Consider the following 18,218-nt stretch of genomic DNA (forward strand, 5'->3'; position numbering starts at 1 on the left):
TTAATTGCGTACAATCGAAATAGTTCCGCCAATGTGGTAAACTGGAGGCAGATCAAGTCTAAGGAGGTTCCTCATGCAAATCACCCGTCATGGTACCCCACAAGAAACCAATGGGACGCCGCCGATGATCGGCCACGCTCTGCCGGCCTTCACGCTTCAAACCGCCACCACGCCGCTGACCACCGCTGACCTGACTGGCCACTACAGCCTGATCAGCGTTGTGCCGGACATCAACACGCGCGTCTGCAGCGTCTCAACCAAAAACTTCAACGTCGCCATGGATGCCTTCCCGGATATTCGCTTTTACACGGTGTCCACGAACACCCGCGACCAGCAGCAGAACTGGTGCGCCGCCGAAAACGTGCACCACATCCAGCTGGTGTCCGACGAAAGTGGCGACTTCGGTCGCGCAATGGGCCTGTTCGTGCCGGACAACCACACGGACGCGCGCAGCGTCTGGATCATTGCGCCGACCGGCCACATCGTTTACCGCGAGCTGATCCTTGAGCAAACCGAGGAACCGGACTACGATGCCGCCCTCGCCTACCTCGAGGCACACACGGCTCACGCCTAAGCGATCGTCAAAAGCCCCATGCCCCTGCAACGCGCAAATGCGCGTGTGGGGGCATAGGGCTTTTTTGGCAGGTCAGGCCAGCTTGACGGTGACCGTCTCCGGCAGCGGCTGGTAGTCCGGGTGCCACTGTGCGGCGGCGACGGTGGCGGCGACATCCGTGACGGACTGTTGGTTCAACCCTTCCGCAACGGCCGCCTTGGCCACCGCTTCGGCCACCAGGCACGAGAAGTGGGCCAGATCCTTGACCGGGGGCAGTACCGCCGCCCCGGGCGCGGTCGGGTCGACCAGCCCGCTGAGGCTGTGCGCCGCCGCGGCAATCATACCATCGCTCAGCCGGCTGCTGGCCACGGCGATCGTGCCCAGGCCCAGCCCTGGGTAGATCAAGGCGTTGTTGGCCTGCCCGATCGTGTAGGTCACGCCGTTATCCGTGACCGGCGCCGACGGAATGCCGGTGGCGACCAGTGCCCGCCCCTCAGTCCAGCGAATCAGGTCCGCGGCGGTGGCCTCCATCAACTTAGTCGGGTTGGAAATCGGGAAGATGACCGGGCGCGGCGTGTGGGCGGCCATGTCACGGATCAGGGGCTCGGTGAACGCGCCGGGTTGCGTCGACGTGCCGACCAGAACGGTGGGGTGCACCGCGGCCACCACGTGCGCCAAGTCGGTGAGCGTCTCCGGCGCCGTGAACTCGCGGCGGTCTCGGGCAAACGGTCGCTGCGCCGGCGTCAGCGTGGGGTCGTCGGCAAACAGGAGGCCCTGCTTATCCACCAGGTAAAAGCGCGCCCGGGCTGCTTTTTCACTGAGCCCGGCAGCCTGCATCTGCGCGCAGACCCGCGCCACGATGCCGGCCCCCGCGGTGCCGGCGCCAAAGCAGACGTACACTTGATCCGTCAGCTTTTGCCCCGAGATGTTCAAAGCGCCCAGTAGCCCGGCCAGCACAATGATGCCGGTGCCTTGAATGTCGTCGTTAAACGTTGTCAGCTGATCCTGGTACTGGGCCAGAATGTCGGCCGCATTGGCGCGCCCAAAGTCCTCCCAGTGCAGGTACAGCTTGGGGAACAAGCCTGTGGCCGCGCTGACGAAGCGGTCGACGAACGCGCGGTAAGTCGGCCCCGCCACGCGCGCGTGGCGCACGCCGAGGTACTGCGGATCAGCCAAAAGCGCCGGATTGTTCGTGCCCGCGTCCAGCACCACCGGCAGTACCTGGCTGGGGTCGATGCCGGCCGCCGCGGTGTACACCATCAGCTTGCCCACCGCGATGTCCACCCCTTGCGTCCCCCAGTCACCGATGCCCAAGATCCCTTCTGCGTCGGTCACCACGATCAGCCGGATATCCCGGCCGTTGGCGGCGTGGCGCAGCGCCGCTTCAAGGTGCTCCTGATCGTCGATGCTCAGGTACGTCGCGTTTTGCGGCTCGACAAACCACGCGCTGTAATGCTCGATCGTCTCGGCGATCGTCGGGTCGTACACCACCGGCATGAACTCCGCCACGTGCTCGGCAAACAGCCGGTAAAACAGCACGTGATTGACGTTGAACAGCTGCATCAGAAACTGGCGCTTGGCCAGGTCAGTGGGCTTTTGGCTGTATTGCGCATAGGCCGCGGCCACCTGCTGCGCCAGCGTCTGGACGCTTGGCGGTAGCAGGCCATTGAGCCCATAGGCATCGCGCTCCGCTTGGGTGAATGCGGTGCCCTTGTTCAAAAACGGATCGTGCAGCAGTTGTTGTAAGGTATAAATCATGATGGCCTCCGAGTCAGTTGATGCCTCCAGCCTACCGCACGCAAAAAAAGATAGTCAAATCCGCTGGTTGTGATACGATTTGTTGATATGAGGAGGTGACCCCATGAACACGCGCGACCTCGCGTATTTTGAACAACTGTGCGTCCTTGGCAACTTCTCGCAAGTGGCGGCGCACTTCGGCGTCAGCCAGCCGACCATCACGATGGCCCTGAAGCGGCTGGAAGCCCAGTTTGGCACGCAGCTGATGGTGCGCGATAAGAGCCACGCACAACTGGTGGTGACGCCGGCCGGCCAGCAGCTGGCCGCCCGCGCCCGCGTCATCAACCGCGAGCTCGCCCTGGCGACCGCGGAGCTGGCGCGCGCCGACACGCCAAAGATCCAGCTGGGCCTGCCGCCCATCATCGGGAGCACCTACTTTCCGCGGTTTGCGCCAGCCTTGCGCGATGCGGGGCTGATGCCGCAGCTGGTGGTGCACGAGCACGGCTCCACCCGCCTGCTGACCCAACTGCGCACCGGTCACCTCGATGCCGCGCTGCTTGGCGCCAGCGGCCCATTGGTGGCCCCGGGGTTGCACCGGGAGCACCTGGCCAGCGTGCCCTTCACCTTGGTGGTACCGCGGGATCACCCGCTGGCGGACCGCACCGCCCTCAGCTTTGCTGACACCGAAGCACTCCCGTTTGTCACGCTGACGGAGAGTTTTGTCCACAGCAAGGCACTGGCGTGGTTTGCCAGCACCAGCAACACACCGCCCAACGTGGTGTTCACCACCCCAGACGTGGGCAGCCTCAAGCAGCTCGTGCACGCCCACGTCGGCGTGGCCCTGCTGGCCGCGGTGGCGGTCAGCCCCGCCGATGACCTCGTGGCGATTCCGCTCGACGACCCCGGTCAGCCACGCTTTGAGGTGCAGCTCGTGACCGCCGCGCGACTGGTGCCTCGCCCCACGCTTCGTGATTTCATTCAGATCCTCACCACGCCTCAAGAAGGAGACCCGCATGCGCATTGAAAAAGATTCCCTTGGCCCCGTTGAACTACCTGATGACGTCTGGTGGGGCCCGCAGACAGAGCGTTCCCGCCACAACTTCACCGTCGGCCCCCTGATGCCCGTTGCGGTGATCCGCGGCCTCATCACAATCAAGCAGGCCGCGGCCACCGTCAACGGTCAAACCGGCGCACTGAAAGCGCCAGTCGCCGCCGCCATCGACCAGGCCGCCGCCGCTCTCTTGGCACTCCCTGACGACCAGCTGATGGCGCATTTTCCCCTGCACGTCTACCAAACTGGCAGCGGCACGCAAACCAACATGAACGTCAACGAGGTGCTCGCCCACCGTGCCAGCGCCTTGCTGGGGCAGCTCGTGCGACCCAATGACCACGTCAACTGTGGCCAAAGCAGCAACGATACCTTCCCGACCGCGATGCACCTGGCGGCGTACCCGGCGGTCAGCGCCACCATCGCCGCCACTACGCATCTGCGCAACAGCCTGGCCGAAAAAGCCACCGCGTACACGCACACCGTCAAGCTCGGGCGCACTCACCTGCAGGACGCCACGCCGCTGACGTTCGGCCAGGAGCTCTCCGGCTGGGTCGCCACCCTGGATCAGGACCTGGCCACACTCAAGGTGCTGCAGCCGCAGCTGCTGGGGCTGGCACTCGGTGGGACCGCCGTGGGCACCGGGCTGAACACCACCCCGGCGCAGACTCAGGCGATGGTGGCGGCGATCGCGGCCGCCACCGGGGTGCCGTTCACCAGCATGCCCAACAAGTTCCACGGGCTGGCCAGCCACAGCGAGCTGGCGGCGGTGCATGGCGCACTGCGGACGCTAGCGGCCGATTTGCTCAAAATCGCCAACGACATCCGCTTTCTCGCCAGCGGCCCCCGCGGTGGCTACGGCGAGCTAACGATCCCGGCCAACGAACCCGGCAGCTCCATCATGCCCGGCAAGGTCAACCCGACGCAGGCCGAGGCGCTGACCATGATCGCCACCCGCGTGATGGGCAACGACACCACCCTGACCGTGGCGGCCAGCCAAGGCAACTTCGAGCTCAACGTGTACAAGCCGGTCATCATCGCGAGCTTTCTCGACAGCTGCACCCTGCTGACCGGCGGCATGGCCCAGTTCGACCGCCTGCTGGTGCAAGGACTCACCGCCAACGCCGACCGGATGCGCCAGCTGGTCGACCAGTCGCTGATGCTGGTCACCGCCTTGGCACCGCACATCGGCTACGAAGCCAGCGCGCAGATCGCCCAGGCCGCCCAAGCCCAGGGCCTGACGCTGCAAGCAGCGGCACTGGCATCTGGGCGCGTGACCGCTGCGCAGTACGCCGCGTGGGTCGACCCACTGAAGATGACGAACGCCTGACCCGGCGAGCGCCCCGAATCGCACCTGCCAAAAAGGACGCTCGACCAACCCCCATTCCGTGGGCTGGCTGAGCGTCCTTTTGATCGTGGGCGTACTTCTCTTAACATTAGAAATAGTCCTTGCGCTTCAGCCACCAAGCGGTCAGGCCGCACAGCACCCCGGCGATCAGGATGGTGGCCCAAAAGCCCCAGGCGCGGTCTTGAAACGGCAGCCAAGTGTTTTGCCCCCACAGGCCGGAGACGATGGTCGGGATAGTCATGATGATCGACACGGAAGTCAGCACCTTCATGATCAGGTTCAGGTTGTTGGCCACCACCGCCGAGATCGCCGTGTTGTACTGGTCAAGGATGGCTTCAGTGCTGTGCGCCAGCGTCACCGCTTCGCGCACTTCGATCGCCACGCGTCGCAGCCGCCAGTGGTCCTGCTCGTGGGTGAAGTGCTGTTCGCTGGCCATCAAGGCGTCGATCACCGTTTGACTGCCAGCCAGGGCCGCGCCGAAGAACACGAGGCTTTTGCCCAGCGTCATGATCTCGTACAGCAGGGTGTTGTGCGACGAGCGCCCCACCTTGGCTTCCATCTCCTGCGTTCGCGCAGCGATCACATCCGTGTCCGCGACGAACTGGTGGAGCACCTGCCAGATGAAGTTCAGCGCCAACCCGCTGGCCGAGGACGCCGAGTCTAACGCGGTCAAAAACGCGTTTTTGAGCCGCAGCGGGCCGGCGGTGATGGTGATCAGGTCCTTGTCCACCAGGATTAGCGCCAAGGGCTGTGTGGCAAAGCCGGCGTCCCCATTGGCGCTGACCGTGACCACCGGCTGGCGCAGCACAATGAGCAGCGGTGCGACCGCGTCTCCGGTCAGCCCCTCAGCGTGCGGCTCCTCATGGGGATCCAGCGCGGCCAACAGGTAGTCGTCGGGAATCGCGGCCTGCGCTGCCAGCGCCAGGACCTCGGCTTCTTTAGCGCTTTCATAGTTGTGCCACGCGCCACCGGTCGGGATTGCATAGGTTTGATGCATCGCACTCACCTCCTCTTTTAATTGTAGCCAAACGCGCCAGTCGTCGTCCATGAAAGCGCCGTCGTGACCAGGACGGCTTGACGCGGTGCACCCAGCCTGCTTTAATCGGGGTAGGAGGCGATATGATGGAATACATTCCCGTTCGGATTTACGCGCATGAGCAACCGCAGGGCTACCGCATGCTGGTCGACCGCGTTTGGCCGCGCGGCATCAGTAAGGTCAACGCCGCGTTGGACGACTGGGCCAAAGCCATCGCCCCATCCACCGAGCTGCGCAAGTGGTTCGGCCACGATGAGGCCAAGGCCGAAGAATTCGTCAGCCGCTATGTCGCTGAGTTGGATGCCAACCCCGCCACCCCAGACTTTTTGAAGCAAGTCCAGGCGATCACCGAAGGCCCGGTCCTCTTGCTGTTCGGCGCGAAGGACGAGGCGCACAACAACGCCACCGTGCTGGCAGACTACCTGAAGGAGAAGCTCGGGTGATGCAGCCAAAACCAGACTACCGCAAGCACCAGCTCGCCCGGCTCAAGGCCGCGGCCCCTGAGACCCAGGCGGCCGGGCCTGCCCTGCTGGCGACCCTGATGACCCTGCCGGAGTGGCAGCAGGCCCGCACGATCGCGACCACCGTGGCCAGTCCGATCGAGGTGCCCACCGCGCCGCTGATCCAAGCGGCCCTGGCCGCCGGCAAGCAGGTCTTCCTGCCCAAAACGATGCCGCACCGGCAGATGGCGTTTTTGCCCGACCCCGGCCCTGCCGCCCGCATCACCAGCCCATACGGCATCCCCGAGCCTGCGTACGCCGAAGCGCAGGTCAACAATCAAGTTGACCTCGTGATCGTTCCCGGCATCGCGTACGCCCTGGACACCCACGCGCGCCTCGGCTTTGGCGGCGGCTACTACGACCGCTTCTTGGCGCAGTACCGCGGCGCGACCGTCACGCTGGCGGCCCCGGTGATGGCCCTGTCCACGGCGGCCTGGCCCATTGAAGCCACCGATGTCTTGCTTCAGACGGTGATTACCCGAACCGGCATTCACCGCCTGTGAGCCGCCCTGCGCCGCAAAATCGGCGCAGGTTTTTTAGAAGGAGATTCTGCACATTGTCTGTCTTTTTGGCCAGCCTTGCTGGCGTGAGCGAAATTCTCATTTTGATCGCCATCGGCTACGCGTTGACCGCCGCCGGATGGTTCACCGACCGCAGCAGTCAAGTGATCGCCAAGCTGGTGACGCAAGTGGCGCTACCAGCCTACATGATCGTCACCATCAGTAGCCGTTTCACCGCCCGTGAGCTCCGAGCGCTCCTGCCGGCGCTGCGGTTCCCTGTTTTGTCGATGGCCGTCTTGTTCGGCCTCGCGTTGCTGGCCACGCGGCTGTTGCGCGTGCCTGCGCGCCACCGGGGGCTGTTTCAATCCATGTTCTTCAACTCCAACACCGTGTTCATCGGCCTGCCGGTGAACCTGGCCCTGTTTGGCGCGAAGAGCCTGCCTTACGTGCTCGTCTACTACATGGCCAACACCACGATTTTCTGGACGCTGGGCGTGGCGCTGATTCAGCGCGATGGCCCGCACGCCGCGCGCTTCAACTGGCGCCAAACCCTGGGCAAGATCTTCTCCCCACCGCTGCTCGGCTTCATCGCCGGGGTGCTGCTAGTGTTGCTGCGGCTACGGTTGCCGGCCTTCATCATGACCGACCTCAACTACATCGGCGCGCTGACCATTCCCGGCTCGATGTTTTTCATCGGCATTGCGATGCACCAGGCGGGCCTAGCCCATCTTCACGTCGACCGCGAGTTGCTCGGCGTCTGCGCCGGCCGCTTTGTGCTCGCGCCGTTGGTGATGGCCGCATTGATCGCGCTGGCCCCGGTGCCGCTGATGATGAAGCAGGTCTTCATTCTGCAATCCGCCATGCCGGTGATGACCAACGCCCCGGTGGTGGCCAAGTTGTACGGGGCAGACGCCAACAACGCTGCCATTACTGTCACTGCGACCACCCTGCTCGCGATGCTCGTCATCCCGCTGATCATGGTCGCCGTTCAACACCTCGGGTGATCTGAATGAAAAAACGGTTCTTATTGCTACTTTTGCCCCTCCTCCTGACCGGGTGCCACGCCTTGGCCCCGGCCGACTCACAATCGGCGGCCCCCACCAGCCAAAGCAAGGTCGTCAAAGTGACGAAACCCGCACCGGTCAAAAAGAAAGTCAAACCCAACACCACTGCGAACGTTGACGACCTCACCGGCCACTACTTTGTGAACACGCAGGACCACAATGAAGTCTTGCAGTTTACGGCGGACACCTCTGGCTACATCTTCGACATTCAGCGCCGCGTCACTGGCGGCAACTTCACGTCAGCCGCCGAAGGGCTCTTTAACGCCAAGCTGACCACTGCCGGGGACCAGTACACCATCACCGGCACCGCCCAACCGAACGCCAAGGCCAGCACGCTGACCTTTCAGAAGCTCAGCAGCACCAAGTTGCGTCAGCTGCCGGACGGCCCGACCTACACGCGCGTCAAAAACGATGACCGCAGCACCATCAAGTAACGCTATGCGGCACCAAAAAAAGGGGCCACTGCATTCACATGCAGTGCCCCTTTTTAGTGCGGTTTAGACGAGGACCGGACGGTAAAGGCTCATCACCACGCCGAGGATCACAACAGAATCAAAGTACATGTCCGCCATCGTGTCATTTTCCGGGTGCAGGCGCACCCCGTCACGCTCCTTGAAGAAGCGCTTGACGGTCGCCTCCCCGTCTTCCGTCATCGCCACGACGATCTGCCCGTTCTCGGCGGTTTCTTGCTGCTTGACGATGATCTGGTCACCGTTCAGGATCCCAATTTTGATCATGGAGTTCCCTTGGACACGCAACATGAACAAGTCATCGGCATCGTACGCCAGCTCGTCTGGGATCGGGAAGTAGTCCTCGATGTTCTCGATGGCCGTGATCGGCACCCCGGCGGCCACTGTGCCGACAATCGGGATCCCGCTTTCGCCCACCCCGATGAAGTCGCGCCCACTCTTCGTGATCTCAAGGGTGCGCGGCTTGGACGGGTCCTTCGCGATCAGCCCCGCCTCCAGCAATCGATCCAGGTAGGCCGCCACGGTACTGGAGGAGCTGAGCCCCACCGCCTTACCGATTTCACGGACGGTCGGCGGGTACCCGCGGGTATCGATCGATTCATGAATCGTTGTTAAAATCTGCTTCCACCGCTTCTGGCTCGCTTGCGAAGGCATGGGATCACCGCCATTTCAATTTTTCTGTTTTCAGCATACCAAAGAGAACGTTTGTTTGCAACTTTTGCGGCAAAAAACCCGCGATCTCGCAATTTTTCTCGCTTATTCCGCCACTTTTCCGTACACTAACGCTATACCAGAGCGGCACCAGAGCGACGTGGCGCGGTGATAAGGGTTAGACTAAGGCGGCCTGACGCTTGCGCCCGCACTTAGGCGCGAGTGACAGGATGACTTAGCCCGCACCCTTATGCGCCACGGAGCTCGACGACCCAGAGCGACGCGGCGCGGTGATAAGGGTTGGGCTTTCGACGCATGTCAGGCTGTCACTCTCTGCGTTCGAACAGCCTGATCAAATCCAGCCTGACGCTTGCGCCGGCACTTAGGCACATGACTTGCGCAGCTTTGTGGCGCTCGGTGACAAAGGGGAGGACTTATTAATGGAATACAAATATGGGCGCAGCTCATTTTTCGATGGCGGCTTGCTGGCATACATCGGCTGGGTGTTGCTCGGCGGACTCATCACGGCGTTCACGCTGGGCATCTGCTACCCGTGGGCACTCTGCCTGCTGTACGGGTGGAAAATCAACCACACTGTCATCGATGGCCACCGCATGCACTTTTCTGGGTCTGCGGTGGGCCTGTTCGGCAACTGGCTCAAGTGGCTGTTCTTCACGATCATCACACTGGGCATTTACGGCTTTTGGGTCAGTATCAAGCTTGAAAACTGGAAGGCCAAGAACACGAGCTTTCTGAATTAAAAAAAGAGGTTAAAACAAAAGTGTTTTAACCATAGTATCAGCAAGGCCCCCTGCAAGACTTTTGTAGGGGGCCTTACTTGTACCACTAGACGTTACCTTTTCTCCCCATAACATCTTCGGGGGGTGTCATCATTATTGGGGGGGTTAACCATTTCTCATCCTTGCTTTTTTGTGCTTAGTCAATGATTTTCGCTAAGTGTGCATATTATGAACACGCTAAGCAGTATAAACAAGAGAAGTAATCTCACTTGAGGCATTAACTATCACAACTTTGGGGGTAGCAAAATGACTGACACACCAAGTGTTCACAGCCAGGAACGCATCGTAACGATCTTCCTTCGCCTATTCACAGGGCAAAAATTGACAAAGCAGGCGCTGGCCGACGAGTTTCAAAAGTCGCCGAAGGCCATTCAACGCGACATGATGCAAATTACCAGCGCCATCACGGAAACCAATCTGGCCGACGAGATGGCGATCGTGCAGCAGCCGAAAGGATCCTACGCCCTTAAGCAGGTGCACCCCACAACCCTGACCGATGTACAGATCCAGACGATGTGCCAAGTCATGCTGGCGAGTCGCGCGCTAACGCATACAGAAATGACGGCGCTCATCGCTCAGCTAGTATCGATGGCTATAGATTCTAAACATGTGACGGCACCAATCAAAAGTGATCTCGTGGCCTACCACGGCGTTCCTCAGACCAGCATGCTAGATAAAATCGCCCTGATCACCACCGCGATGCAGAAACGGCAGATCCTGGAATTCACGTACTTTAGAGACACTCAGCAGGTCACCTTACGGCGCAGGCCGACCGCGTTATTCTTCTCCGACCTGTATTTTTGGATGGTGACAGATAACGACCGCGCCTACGATGACATGGACGTAGCCAAGCTGAGTAAGTTTCGCTTGTCTCTGATGAAACAGATCAAGGTCGTTGGGTATTCGACAGACACCTCTCAGGATAAGCATTTTGAGGCCGGCGAATTTCGCCACAAAACCACGCTGCCGTTCTTCGGCAATCCCGTGACGCTGGTCATCGACTACTATTCCGACCCGCAGTACATCGTGGATCGCTTTCCGCATACCGTGGTAGCCGAAAGTGATGACGATAAACCGTCCTGGGCGATGCAAGTTCACCGGATAACCATTCAGGCTAATAACGGCTACGGCACGAAAATGTGGCTCTTGCAGCAGGCCCACATGGTGAAAATCATTAGCCCTTTATCGTTGCGCGACTACGTGATCGAGCGCATGCGCTGGGCGCTGGCCTACTATGACAAATAACGCGCAAAGGTCGCGACTGTCCGATGGTCGCACGTGAAAAAAATTCCGATGTGGTCTTATTGTGACCACATCAGAAGTTATTCTAGTGTCACAGTTCTGACGCGAGGCGTTCATCATGGGCAGAGCTACGTGATCAACGCTTGTGCGGCCAAAAGACTTGGAGGAATTAAAATGAAAAAGATCAAACTGATCATTGCTACTTTATCTCTTGTGGTTGTGGGTGCGGTCGCGGTCGGCTGTTCCAGCCAAACCAAGTCGACCAAGGACAGCTCTTCAAAGATAGCGACAGTAGCCAAGAAGGCCCAAGCGACAAAGAAGACCGAAGCGGCCAAGAAAGCCCCAACAAAAGCGCAACAGTACAAGGCTTATGACAAGAAACAACACGCTATCATCGCTTACTACTCAAGCTTCGTTGGCACGCACTATTACACCTCGGAAGCAATTACGCCTGACGATAACGTTGCGCTGATCTCAATGACTCGGCTCAGCAACACAGAGTATCGCGTCAACATTATGCGATTCGATGGCTCCGCCGACACGACTGAAACTTACACCATGCCTGAAACCGGTGATGCGCAACACATTAACTTCTACGAAAACGAATATACCTCGCAAGGACTCTCAACGCTCCAGTCTGGGACTGTCGGCCCATCCTTAAAAGGACCGATGATGCTAGTCCTATTTGGTACTACTAATGCCTATGACGCCCCAAAGCTGTATGTTCCGGAAGGCTTATCAGTCTACAAACAAGCCGACATCACCACTCGCCCCCTCACCGAATACGGTACGAAAAGTCAAGACCAAGCACTGCTATCTGCGCTTGAGGGCGTCACAATTACCCCCGTGGCCGATGCAAACCAATCGATCACCTTTGATTCAGACAGTCAAGCTCACATGACCAATCAGCCCAAGTCAGCGTCTAACTCACTATTCATTAAGCTGACCAAAGGGACGATCACTTTTGGCACCCGCACGTCGCTAACAAAAGAGATCCCTAGCAAAATCAAATACTCGTTTGAGGATGGTATATTCAAACTCGATCCTGCGTACAAGATTACGCAGCGGGACCATAAATCAATCGTCTACAATAAGCAATATCATTTCTAGACCGCTAGCATGAGGTGCAGCACCCTACTAGGCAAACAGGCTAGTTCGCGTAAACTCTTCGACTGCACTGAGACGCAAACGACCGGCAATCCCTCAAATTGGATTGCCGGTCGTTTGCGTCTACACCGATTGATTCTGATTGCTTAGTCCAAGATTGCCTTGGCCTGCTTGCACCTCTAGTTCTCCCATTCGACGTTCTCCTGCCCATAATCGCCATCGTCAAAACTACCCACGTCAGCGATCTGCTTCTTGAAATCAACGCTCGCAAACATACCGTTATCTCAGGGATTATCTGACTCTGCGCGTTCATAGGTCAACGTCTGACCATTGCCGCCGACAATCAACTTGAACTTCTCGCCAGCGGTGACCGCCAGCTCGCTTGGGATCTTGATGACGAGTGACGTGCCCACCTTGCGCGCCTTGAATTCGCCTAGTTCCTTCTTCTTGACAGCCATGTAAACCGCCTCCTTGTATAATTTAAGCAATGGCGGTGTCCACATACATCGGATATATGTGGCGCCCTCGCGCAAAAAAAAGCTTCACCAAAGTGGCAAAGCTTCGTCTCTCCCGCATCGTCTGCGCGTTTCTTTCGCTTACATCCGGTGCACGACGGGGATGTGTTTCATCTGACGCCGATCACACGCGGTGCGCTTCATCTCGTAGAAGACGCCGGCCACGATGTCGATGGCCATCAAGCCGATGCCGAGCACCGTGTTGACCACAAGTAGCACAAGCGTGAGCGCAACCAGCACGCGCAGCGACCACTTCAGAATCATCATTGTCATTCCTCCCCACTAAGGGCTTTCACCCCTGATCTTTTCGCTTAGTATACGCCGAAATTCCGCTTTGTAAAGGTTAAATTTACATCATTTTTACATTTGGCGCCCGTCTATCGGCATTTCCAACGCTTTATCCCTGATTCACTAGCTGCTTTGTAAACAAAGTTCAGCCCTGCGCCGGATTCGCAATCGCCGCCATAATTCGGTATCATTGAGGTACTACGATACGGAGGGGCTTATGACTAATAAACACACCTGGTTCTACCGCCATTTCCTCGATAACAAGTTTGCCATCGCCGGGTTTAATGTGCTCATGGCGTTGCTGATCATCTGGGTCTTCACCAAGATCGCTTGGGTGTTCCAACCCGTTGCGAACTTCTTGGGCATCGTGGCGCCTCCGTTCGTCTTCGCGGGGGTCCTGTTTTACCTGCTCAACCCGATCGTCACCTGGCTGGTACGCCGCGGCCTGCACCGCAACCTCGCCATCGCCATCGTGTTCATCGGGCTGGTGGGCGTCCTGGCGGCAGCAATTCTCAAGTTGGTGCCCTCGATCGAACGCCAGGTCACCAGCCTGATCAACTACTGGCCGGATTACTGGGCCGCGTTTTCCAAGTGGCTGACCGACCTCAACGCAAACCAGGACCTGATCGCCCAAAAGGACCTGAACCAGCTGGGCAGTGAGATCATGTCCGCGCTGTCAGGCAAGGAGGGGCTCATCGTCTCCGGGACCGTGGCGCAGATCCAAAACCTGGTCGGCATGGTCGGCAACGTCGTGGTCACGGTGGGGACCGCCCCGATCATCCTGTTCTTCATGCTGAAAGACGGTGACAAGTTTACCCCACTGATCCTTCAAGTGGTGCCGAACAAGCTACGCGCCAGCATGACCCAGATGCTTCACGAAATGAACGAAAAAGTCGGCTCGTACGTGCAGGGGCAAATCACGGTGGCGATCGCCGTGGGGATCATTTTCATGGTCGGCTACTCCCTGATCGGGCTGAAGTTCGCCCTGGTGCTGGGGCTGATCGCAGCACCGCTGAACCTGATTCCGTACTTCGGTTCCGCCTTAGCCATGGTGCCCGCACTGATCGTCGGGCTGATGACCAGCCCCAAGATGTTCATCATGGTGATCGTGGTGTTCTTTGTGGAATGGCTCCTTGAAACCCAACTGATTTCGCCGTTCGTGATGGGTAGCAAGCTGGAGATGCACCCGATCACCATCGTCGTCGTCCTGCTGACGGCTGGGAACATGTTCGGGCTGGTCGGCGTCATTCTGGGAATTCCCGGTTTTGCAGTTCTGCGCATCGTTGTGGTACGCTTATTCAGATGGTACCAGCAGGTTTCCGGCCTGTACGAAGACCCGCAGCCTGAACCCAGCGCACCGCTTCCAGCACCCGCGCAACCCGATAAGAAAGCGTGATAACCTTGACTCTGTTTTTGATTCTGCTCGATACCGCCCTGCTCACGTTGGGCGCGTATAACCTGTACTGGCAAGCCCAGATCGATGTGCGCGGCAACTACGCCAGCTTTCAAGTCATCATGGCGGCGATGTTTGCCGTCTGGTTCATGGCCACCGGCGCGGCCAACCTGTTGATGATTATTTTCTTTGCCGCCTTCATCACCCTGACCGTGATGTCCGGCAACTCCGGCCTGACCCCTAACGCGGTGGTGTCCGTTGGCATGGTGCGGCGCGTGTTGCCCTACGCCAAAATGACGGCCATCTCGCTCACCCCACTCGCGTTGCCCAACGGCCGTGAACTGGTCGTGGCCGTGTTCGGCCGCACACCTCGGGGGTTGATTCGTCTGACGTTCAAAACCGACCTACAGACCCTGATGACCACGCTACGGCCACGCGTGCCGGACTCCATCCCGATCACGATTCAAAAAGTCCAGTGACACCCGCGTTGCGCATCTCTCGACAAGTGGTGATGGCGCTTTTGATCGCGTCCCCAAGATGCGCAACTGATCGGCGTGAACGCGGCCACGATCAAGGACATGAAAAGAGGCTGTCAGCCAAATCTGACAGCCTCTTTTCATGTCCGCACGGTGAACAGGCCCAAAATCGTGCGGGTGGGGCGCGGCGCCGGCGGTGTTTCGTACGCCGCGTTGGTCCGCGCCTGCGTCTGCTCCGCCGCCCACGTGGCCGTCTGACATGCCGCCAGCCATGCATCGAGCAGTGCACTTGATTGCCCCTTATTCAGCAAGCGCCGCGGGAGTCGGACCTCAGGCAGCTTATAGTCCGCCGGCCAGGTCGCCGCACGCGGCTTGGCCGGCGCATCGGTGAACCGTACCACGCCATCGATTCGGCGCGCCACCTGGGCAACGTTGGCCGGCGTCACCTGGGGGCCAAACACCAGCCGTAGGTCCACGAGCGCTTCACGCGGCGGCTCGTACAGCGTTTCCAGACTGAAGCGCGTCTGCGCACAGTGTAGATCCAGCGCCAGCAGGTCCTGGGTAAGTTGCTGAATGGCGGGGTCGCTGCGACTCGCGCCGTACACCAGTAGCGTCAGATCCCGGTCTCCAGCCGCCGTCACAAACCGAGCCCCATCCGTGGCGCCGCGGGCGAGGTCCAACTCGATCAGCATTTCTCTCAGTTCAACTAAGCCGGCATCCCCTGCGAGTCGCCCAAAAATCCGGGCATTCAGATCTCGCACCTGGGTCTGGTAACCGGCTAACAGCGTGGCGAGCCGGGCGGTGCGGTAACGCACTTGCGGGGCGACCAGAATCACATCAAATAAGCGGCCAAACGCCAACACGGTGGCCGGCCGAACGGCGTCAACCGAGCCATACACGATCACCAGGTCCGCTTGCGCGCCAAAGGTGGCCGGAGTCGCCAGCGCATTCGTCAAGTCCGTCACACAGGCGGTCAGGGGCTCGGCACTGGCATTGATCGCCTCACCCAGGCGGGCACAAAACAGACTGGAGCTGGCCCCGCCCGCACAACAAATATAGATGAACACCCCATTGCCCCCTTGCCTGTAGCAAAAAAGTCACCGCAACGGCTCAACGCCTGCGATGACCTAATGAGTCAGCCTTACTCTTCAGCCTCTTTGACCGCTTCAATCGGCAACCGGTTGCGGTTATGCCGCAACTGACGGCGGTTTGGGCGACGAATAGCGAATAGCCCCGCCAAGACGACCACCACGCCGGCGGCCCCGCCAATGAACTCGGGGTACACGATGAACCCGATCATGTAGACATAGATCAGCGCCACGATCGCCAAACCGAACACGGTATCGATCAGAAACCGGCTGAAGCGCCCGCTCGGCGCCTCATCGAAATAAGCCAGCAACCAGATCAAGGCAACGAGGCCGACCCCGAAGCTCCCGGTGCTGACCATGGTCAGGGCATCGGTCGGTTGGGTCACGAACCAGGCAAACCCGGTGAAAGCTGCCGCAGCGAGTATCAGCACGGCCCAAGTCCAGCCTGTGCTTGAATTAGAGTGTCTCTTCGTCATCTTCGTCTCTCCCGAACAACCAGTATTTTGATTCAGTGTACCAAAAAACGAGTAAAATAAACATAGTCAGCTGATTACGATTTCAATACAGCTCAAGGAGGTTTCCTCATGCCCACCAATCTTGTCCTTGTTGCCACGCACGGCGGCGCTCTGACCGCGGATAGCTTTCAGGCCCAGTCACAGCCCTGGCCCACGCCGGCACCGACCGATCTGCTGGTTCAAGTCGAAGGCGTTGGACTCAACCCCGTTGATGACAAGCTCCGCGCCAGTATGCCCGCCAACGCCACCCCACGCGTCCTAGGCTTTGACGCGGTCGGCACCGTTGTCGCGGTCGGTGACCTCGTGCCGGACTTCACGCTCGGTGACCGCGTCATCTACGCAGGCACGCAAAAGCGTCCTGGCAGTTTTCAGCAAGTTCAGGCCGTCCGCGCGGCGCTGTGTGCACGCGCGCCACGCACGCTGGCCACTGCCACCTTGGCGGCGCTACCGCTAGTGGGCCTGACCGCCTGGGAGCTGCTGTTTGAAAAAATGGGCTTCACCCCGGCTCCCGGGGCGAACCGGGGCCAATCGCTGCTGATCATCAACGGTGCAGGCGGCGTCGGCACCGTAATGAGCCAGCTGGCAGACTGGGCCGGGGTGACCGTTCTTGCCACCGCCAGCCCCAGCCATTTTGACTGGCTGCGCACGCATGGCGTGACCACCCCCATCGACCGGCACACCGATCTGGTGGCAGCCGTTGCGGCAGCCGGCCACCACTTTGTGACCGGTGTGGCGATCCTTTATGCGCCAGAGCCCTACCTGAGTGTTGCCTGCAGGCTAGTCGCACCGTTTGGTCACGTGGGGACTTTGGTCACGCCTGCTGGCCCGCTGGCGGTCACCGCGCTCAAACCCAAGGCCGCCAGCCTCGACTTTGAGTTCATGTTCGCGAAGTCCGACTACGACGTTGACGTGGCCAGCCAGGGACACATTTTGAGCCAACTCGTCAAGCTCGTTGCGGCTGGCCTAGTCGATCCGGGGGTTGCCACCGAGCTGAGCCCGATCTCGCCCGCCAACCTCGTGGCCGGCTTCACCCAGCTGAACGCCGGGCACCAACACGGCAAGATCGTGCTCACCGGTCCCGTTCACTTGTGATAGCCCAACGCATGCTGAAGCGTGTCTTTGGCCTGTGCCTCACTCAGCTGTGTCGGGTCAAACAAGATGACACCGGTGCCCATGTAGTAGTGAAATTGCCGCATCACCGCGCGGTTCGGCAGCGTCCGGAGCCGCAACTCATCATTCACCTGCGGCAAAAACTCGGCGCACCAAGTCGCGTCCATCATGGCGGGCTCATCACGCTCCGTGACAAAGCCCTGCTCCATGATGAGATCCGCCCCTTCGGCTTTTTGCGCGCGTGTCACATTCTCTGTTGGTTTCATGGCTTCTCCTCCGATCTGCTTCCAGATTACCGGCTTCTTCGCCAGAGTGCAAGCCAACCACTCGTGATCGGGACAACTCAGCCCACACCAAGTGAATTACTTTTTTGGTCCGAGCGACGTTATCGAATAGTGCAGGTCTGGGCCACTAACAATGTTCGAGTGAGCTGTGATTGTTTTTTAATCCCAAAATTAGCGTTTTTTTTGACGAAAAATCGGTTTGGTGGTACGCTCTGGCTCTAAGACTTAGCGGATCATCGAGACGTCGAGGCATCGACGGGCTCCCTCGGTTGGTCAGGCGATTTCCGCGCCAAGTTCCTTTGGCGACGCCACCCCGGCGCGTGCACATGCTTTTCGCCCCGACAGCGCCATCGTCGGACATCAGGGTATAAGCGGAGGACGGTCAGGCACACTTGCAACACCAGGACAACCGCCACCGGTAACGGGGCGCGGCGGCATGAGGGACCGGCCCTTAACCCACCGCCCACCAGCACCGAACGCGGCCCACCTGCAA

21 protein-coding genes are annotated in these 18,218 nt (G+C 59.7%); 13 read left to right on the forward strand and 8 right to left on the reverse strand.

Features of this window, described 5'->3' with window-relative positions:
• The first annotated feature begins 73 nt into the window (after positions 1-73).
• The gene (locus tag EKM88_RS05415; RefSeq protein ID WP_125703956.1) at positions 74-574 is read left to right on the forward strand and encodes a thiol peroxidase; all 501 of its coding nucleotides are present in this window, start codon (positions 74-76) and stop codon (positions 572-574) included.
• Between the two features lie 72 nt (positions 575-646).
• Here EKM88_RS05415 and EKM88_RS05420 read toward each other — a convergent pair whose 3' ends face one another.
• A complete protein-coding gene (locus EKM88_RS05420; protein WP_125703958.1) occupies positions 647-2,311 on the reverse strand; it encodes a malolactic enzyme in 1,665 nt (554 codons plus the stop codon).
• Positions 2,312-2,414: 103 nt separating this feature from the next.
• Here EKM88_RS05420 and EKM88_RS05425 point away from each other — a divergent pair, with 103 nt between their 5' ends.
• Complete coding sequence (locus EKM88_RS05425; RefSeq protein ID WP_125703960.1) at positions 2,415-3,314, forward strand: LysR family transcriptional regulator; 900 nt, start codon at positions 2,415-2,417, stop codon at positions 3,312-3,314.
• Positions 3,304-4,668 (forward strand): class II fumarate hydratase, encoded by a 1,365-nt coding sequence (locus EKM88_RS05430; protein ID WP_125703962.1) that lies wholly within the window; start codon positions 3,304-3,306, stop codon positions 4,666-4,668. The genes EKM88_RS05425 and EKM88_RS05430 overlap by 11 nt, the downstream gene beginning before the upstream one ends.
• Before the next feature lie 106 nt (positions 4,669-4,774).
• Here the strand turns inward: EKM88_RS05430 and EKM88_RS05435 are convergent, their stop codons facing one another.
• Positions 4,775-5,683, reverse strand: a complete 909-nt coding sequence (locus EKM88_RS05435; RefSeq protein ID WP_164512012.1) for a magnesium transporter CorA family protein — start codon at positions 5,681-5,683, stop codon at positions 4,775-4,777.
• Between the two features lie 125 nt (positions 5,684-5,808).
• Between EKM88_RS05435 and EKM88_RS05440 the strand changes: the two genes are divergently transcribed.
• The 4 genes from EKM88_RS05440 to EKM88_RS05455 are packed head-to-tail and all read left to right on the forward strand — an operon-like array spanning position 5,809 to position 8,220.
• On the forward strand, positions 5,809-6,165 hold the full coding sequence (locus EKM88_RS05440) for a DUF488 domain-containing protein (protein WP_125703968.1): 357 nt from the start codon (positions 5,809-5,811) through the stop codon (positions 6,163-6,165).
• Positions 6,165-6,725 (forward strand): 5-formyltetrahydrofolate cyclo-ligase, encoded by a 561-nt coding sequence (locus EKM88_RS05445; RefSeq protein WP_125703970.1) that lies wholly within the window; start codon positions 6,165-6,167, stop codon positions 6,723-6,725. The genes EKM88_RS05440 and EKM88_RS05445 overlap by 1 nt, the downstream gene beginning before the upstream one ends.
• 53 nt (positions 6,726-6,778) lie before the next feature.
• Complete coding sequence (locus tag EKM88_RS05450) at positions 6,779-7,726, forward strand: AEC family transporter (protein ID WP_125703972.1); 948 nt, start codon at positions 6,779-6,781, stop codon at positions 7,724-7,726.
• A gap of 5 nt (positions 7,727-7,731) precedes the next feature.
• Positions 7,732-8,220, forward strand: a complete 489-nt coding sequence (locus EKM88_RS05455; protein WP_125703974.1) for a hypothetical protein — start codon at positions 7,732-7,734, stop codon at positions 8,218-8,220.
• Positions 8,221-8,283: 63 nt separating this feature from the next.
• Here EKM88_RS05455 and lexA read toward each other — a convergent pair whose 3' ends face one another.
• Positions 8,284-8,910 (reverse strand): transcriptional repressor LexA, encoded by a 627-nt coding sequence (gene lexA, locus EKM88_RS05460; protein ID WP_125703976.1) that lies wholly within the window; start codon positions 8,908-8,910, stop codon positions 8,284-8,286.
• A gap of 437 nt (positions 8,911-9,347) precedes the next feature.
• Here lexA and EKM88_RS05465 point away from each other — a divergent pair, with 437 nt between their 5' ends.
• The 3 genes from EKM88_RS05465 (at position 9,348) to EKM88_RS05475 (ending at position 12,059) form a co-directional block, all read left to right on the forward strand.
• Positions 9,348-9,668, forward strand: coding sequence for a YjgN family protein (locus EKM88_RS05465; protein ID WP_125703978.1), 321 nt, complete (start codon positions 9,348-9,350; stop codon positions 9,666-9,668).
• Between the two features lie 285 nt (positions 9,669-9,953).
• Positions 9,954-10,952, forward strand: a complete 999-nt coding sequence (locus EKM88_RS05470) for a helix-turn-helix transcriptional regulator (protein WP_125703980.1) — start codon at positions 9,954-9,956, stop codon at positions 10,950-10,952.
• Between the two features lie 171 nt (positions 10,953-11,123).
• Positions 11,124-12,059, forward strand: coding sequence for a hypothetical protein (locus tag EKM88_RS05475; protein WP_125703982.1), 936 nt, complete (start codon positions 11,124-11,126; stop codon positions 12,057-12,059).
• 281 nt (positions 12,060-12,340) lie between these two features.
• Here EKM88_RS05475 and EKM88_RS13280 read toward each other — a convergent pair whose 3' ends face one another.
• Positions 12,341-12,514 (reverse strand): hypothetical protein, encoded by a 174-nt coding sequence (locus EKM88_RS13280; protein WP_164512013.1) that lies wholly within the window; start codon positions 12,512-12,514, stop codon positions 12,341-12,343.
• A 138-nt stretch (positions 12,515-12,652) separates the two neighbouring features.
• A complete protein-coding gene (locus EKM88_RS05480; RefSeq protein ID WP_125703984.1) occupies positions 12,653-12,838 on the reverse strand; it encodes a hypothetical protein in 186 nt (61 codons plus the stop codon).
• A 238-nt stretch (positions 12,839-13,076) separates the two neighbouring features.
• Here EKM88_RS05480 and EKM88_RS05485 point away from each other — a divergent pair, with 238 nt between their 5' ends.
• Both EKM88_RS05485 and EKM88_RS05490 read left to right on the forward strand, forming a co-directional pair.
• Positions 13,077-14,255 carry an AI-2E family transporter gene (locus EKM88_RS05485; RefSeq protein WP_125703986.1) on the forward strand — a complete coding sequence of 393 codons (1,179 nt, stop codon included), beginning with the start codon at positions 13,077-13,079 and terminating at the stop codon, positions 14,253-14,255.
• Positions 14,252-14,731 carry a hypothetical protein gene (locus tag EKM88_RS05490; RefSeq protein ID WP_164512014.1) on the forward strand — a complete coding sequence of 160 codons (480 nt, stop codon included), beginning with the start codon at positions 14,252-14,254 and terminating at the stop codon, positions 14,729-14,731. Before EKM88_RS05485 ends, EKM88_RS05490 begins: the two co-directional genes overlap by 4 nt.
• 137 nt (positions 14,732-14,868) lie before the next feature.
• On the opposite strand, the gene EKM88_RS05495 is transcribed toward EKM88_RS05490, so the two are convergent.
• Together EKM88_RS05495 and EKM88_RS05500 are read right to left on the reverse strand one after the other, a co-directional pair.
• Positions 14,869-15,795, reverse strand: coding sequence for a hypothetical protein (locus EKM88_RS05495; RefSeq protein ID WP_125703990.1), 927 nt, complete (start codon positions 15,793-15,795; stop codon positions 14,869-14,871).
• A gap of 74 nt (positions 15,796-15,869) precedes the next feature.
• On the reverse strand, positions 15,870-16,292 hold the full coding sequence (locus EKM88_RS05500; RefSeq protein WP_125703992.1) for a hypothetical protein: 423 nt from the start codon (positions 16,290-16,292) through the stop codon (positions 15,870-15,872).
• Between the two features lie 108 nt (positions 16,293-16,400).
• Between EKM88_RS05500 and EKM88_RS05505 the strand changes: the two genes are divergently transcribed.
• Complete coding sequence (locus tag EKM88_RS05505) at positions 16,401-17,423, forward strand: alcohol dehydrogenase catalytic domain-containing protein (protein WP_125703994.1); 1,023 nt, start codon at positions 16,401-16,403, stop codon at positions 17,421-17,423.
• Here the strand turns inward: EKM88_RS05505 and EKM88_RS05510 are convergent.
• Positions 17,414-17,707 (reverse strand): hypothetical protein, encoded by a 294-nt coding sequence (locus EKM88_RS05510; protein ID WP_125703996.1) that lies wholly within the window; start codon positions 17,705-17,707, stop codon positions 17,414-17,416. The genes EKM88_RS05505 and EKM88_RS05510 overlap by 10 nt on opposite strands.
• Between the last annotated feature and the right edge of the window lie 511 nt (positions 17,708-18,218).

It is taken from the genome of Lacticaseibacillus daqingensis (assembly GCF_003946115.1).
GTDB classification, from domain to species: domain Bacteria; phylum Bacillota; class Bacilli; order Lactobacillales; family Lactobacillaceae; genus Lacticaseibacillus; species Lacticaseibacillus daqingensis.

Coding starts and splice junctions, on each gene's coding strand:
- EKM88_RS05415 (WP_125703956.1), top strand. CDS start 74: ATGCAAATCACCCGTCATGGTACCCCACAAGAAACCAATGGGACGCCG.
- EKM88_RS05420 (WP_125703958.1), bottom strand. CDS start 2,311: ATGATTTATACCTTACAACAACTGCTGCACGATCCGTTTTTGAACAAG.
- EKM88_RS05425 (WP_125703960.1), top strand. CDS start 2,415: ATGAACACGCGCGACCTCGCGTATTTTGAACAACTGTGCGTCCTTGGC.
- EKM88_RS05430 (WP_125703962.1), top strand. CDS start 3,304: ATGCGCATTGAAAAAGATTCCCTTGGCCCCGTTGAACTACCTGATGAC.
- EKM88_RS05435 (WP_164512012.1), bottom strand. CDS start 5,683: ATGCATCAAACCTATGCAATCCCGACCGGTGGCGCGTGGCACAACTAT.
- EKM88_RS05440 (WP_125703968.1), top strand. CDS start 5,809: ATGGAATACATTCCCGTTCGGATTTACGCGCATGAGCAACCGCAGGGC.
- EKM88_RS05445 (WP_125703970.1), top strand. CDS start 6,165: ATGCAGCCAAAACCAGACTACCGCAAGCACCAGCTCGCCCGGCTCAAG.
- EKM88_RS05455 (WP_125703974.1), top strand. CDS start 7,732: ATGAAAAAACGGTTCTTATTGCTACTTTTGCCCCTCCTCCTGACCGGG.
- lexA (WP_125703976.1), bottom strand. CDS start 8,910: ATGCCTTCGCAAGCGAGCCAGAAGCGGTGGAAGCAGATTTTAACAACG.
- EKM88_RS05465 (WP_125703978.1), top strand. CDS start 9,348: ATGGAATACAAATATGGGCGCAGCTCATTTTTCGATGGCGGCTTGCTG.
- EKM88_RS05470 (WP_125703980.1), top strand. CDS start 9,954: ATGACTGACACACCAAGTGTTCACAGCCAGGAACGCATCGTAACGATC.
- EKM88_RS05475 (WP_125703982.1), top strand. CDS start 11,124: ATGAAAAAGATCAAACTGATCATTGCTACTTTATCTCTTGTGGTTGTG.
- EKM88_RS13280 (WP_164512013.1), bottom strand. CDS start 12,514: ATGGCTGTCAAGAAGAAGGAACTAGGCGAATTCAAGGCGCGCAAGGTG.
- EKM88_RS05480 (WP_125703984.1), bottom strand. CDS start 12,838: ATGATGATTCTGAAGTGGTCGCTGCGCGTGCTGGTTGCGCTCACGCTT.
- EKM88_RS05485 (WP_125703986.1), top strand. CDS start 13,077: ATGACTAATAAACACACCTGGTTCTACCGCCATTTCCTCGATAACAAG.
- EKM88_RS05500 (WP_125703992.1), bottom strand. CDS start 16,292: ATGACGAAGAGACACTCTAATTCAAGCACAGGCTGGACTTGGGCCGTG.
- EKM88_RS05505 (WP_125703994.1), top strand. CDS start 16,401: ATGCCCACCAATCTTGTCCTTGTTGCCACGCACGGCGGCGCTCTGACC.
- EKM88_RS05510 (WP_125703996.1), bottom strand. CDS start 17,707: ATGAAACCAACAGAGAATGTGACACGCGCGCAAAAAGCCGAAGGGGCG.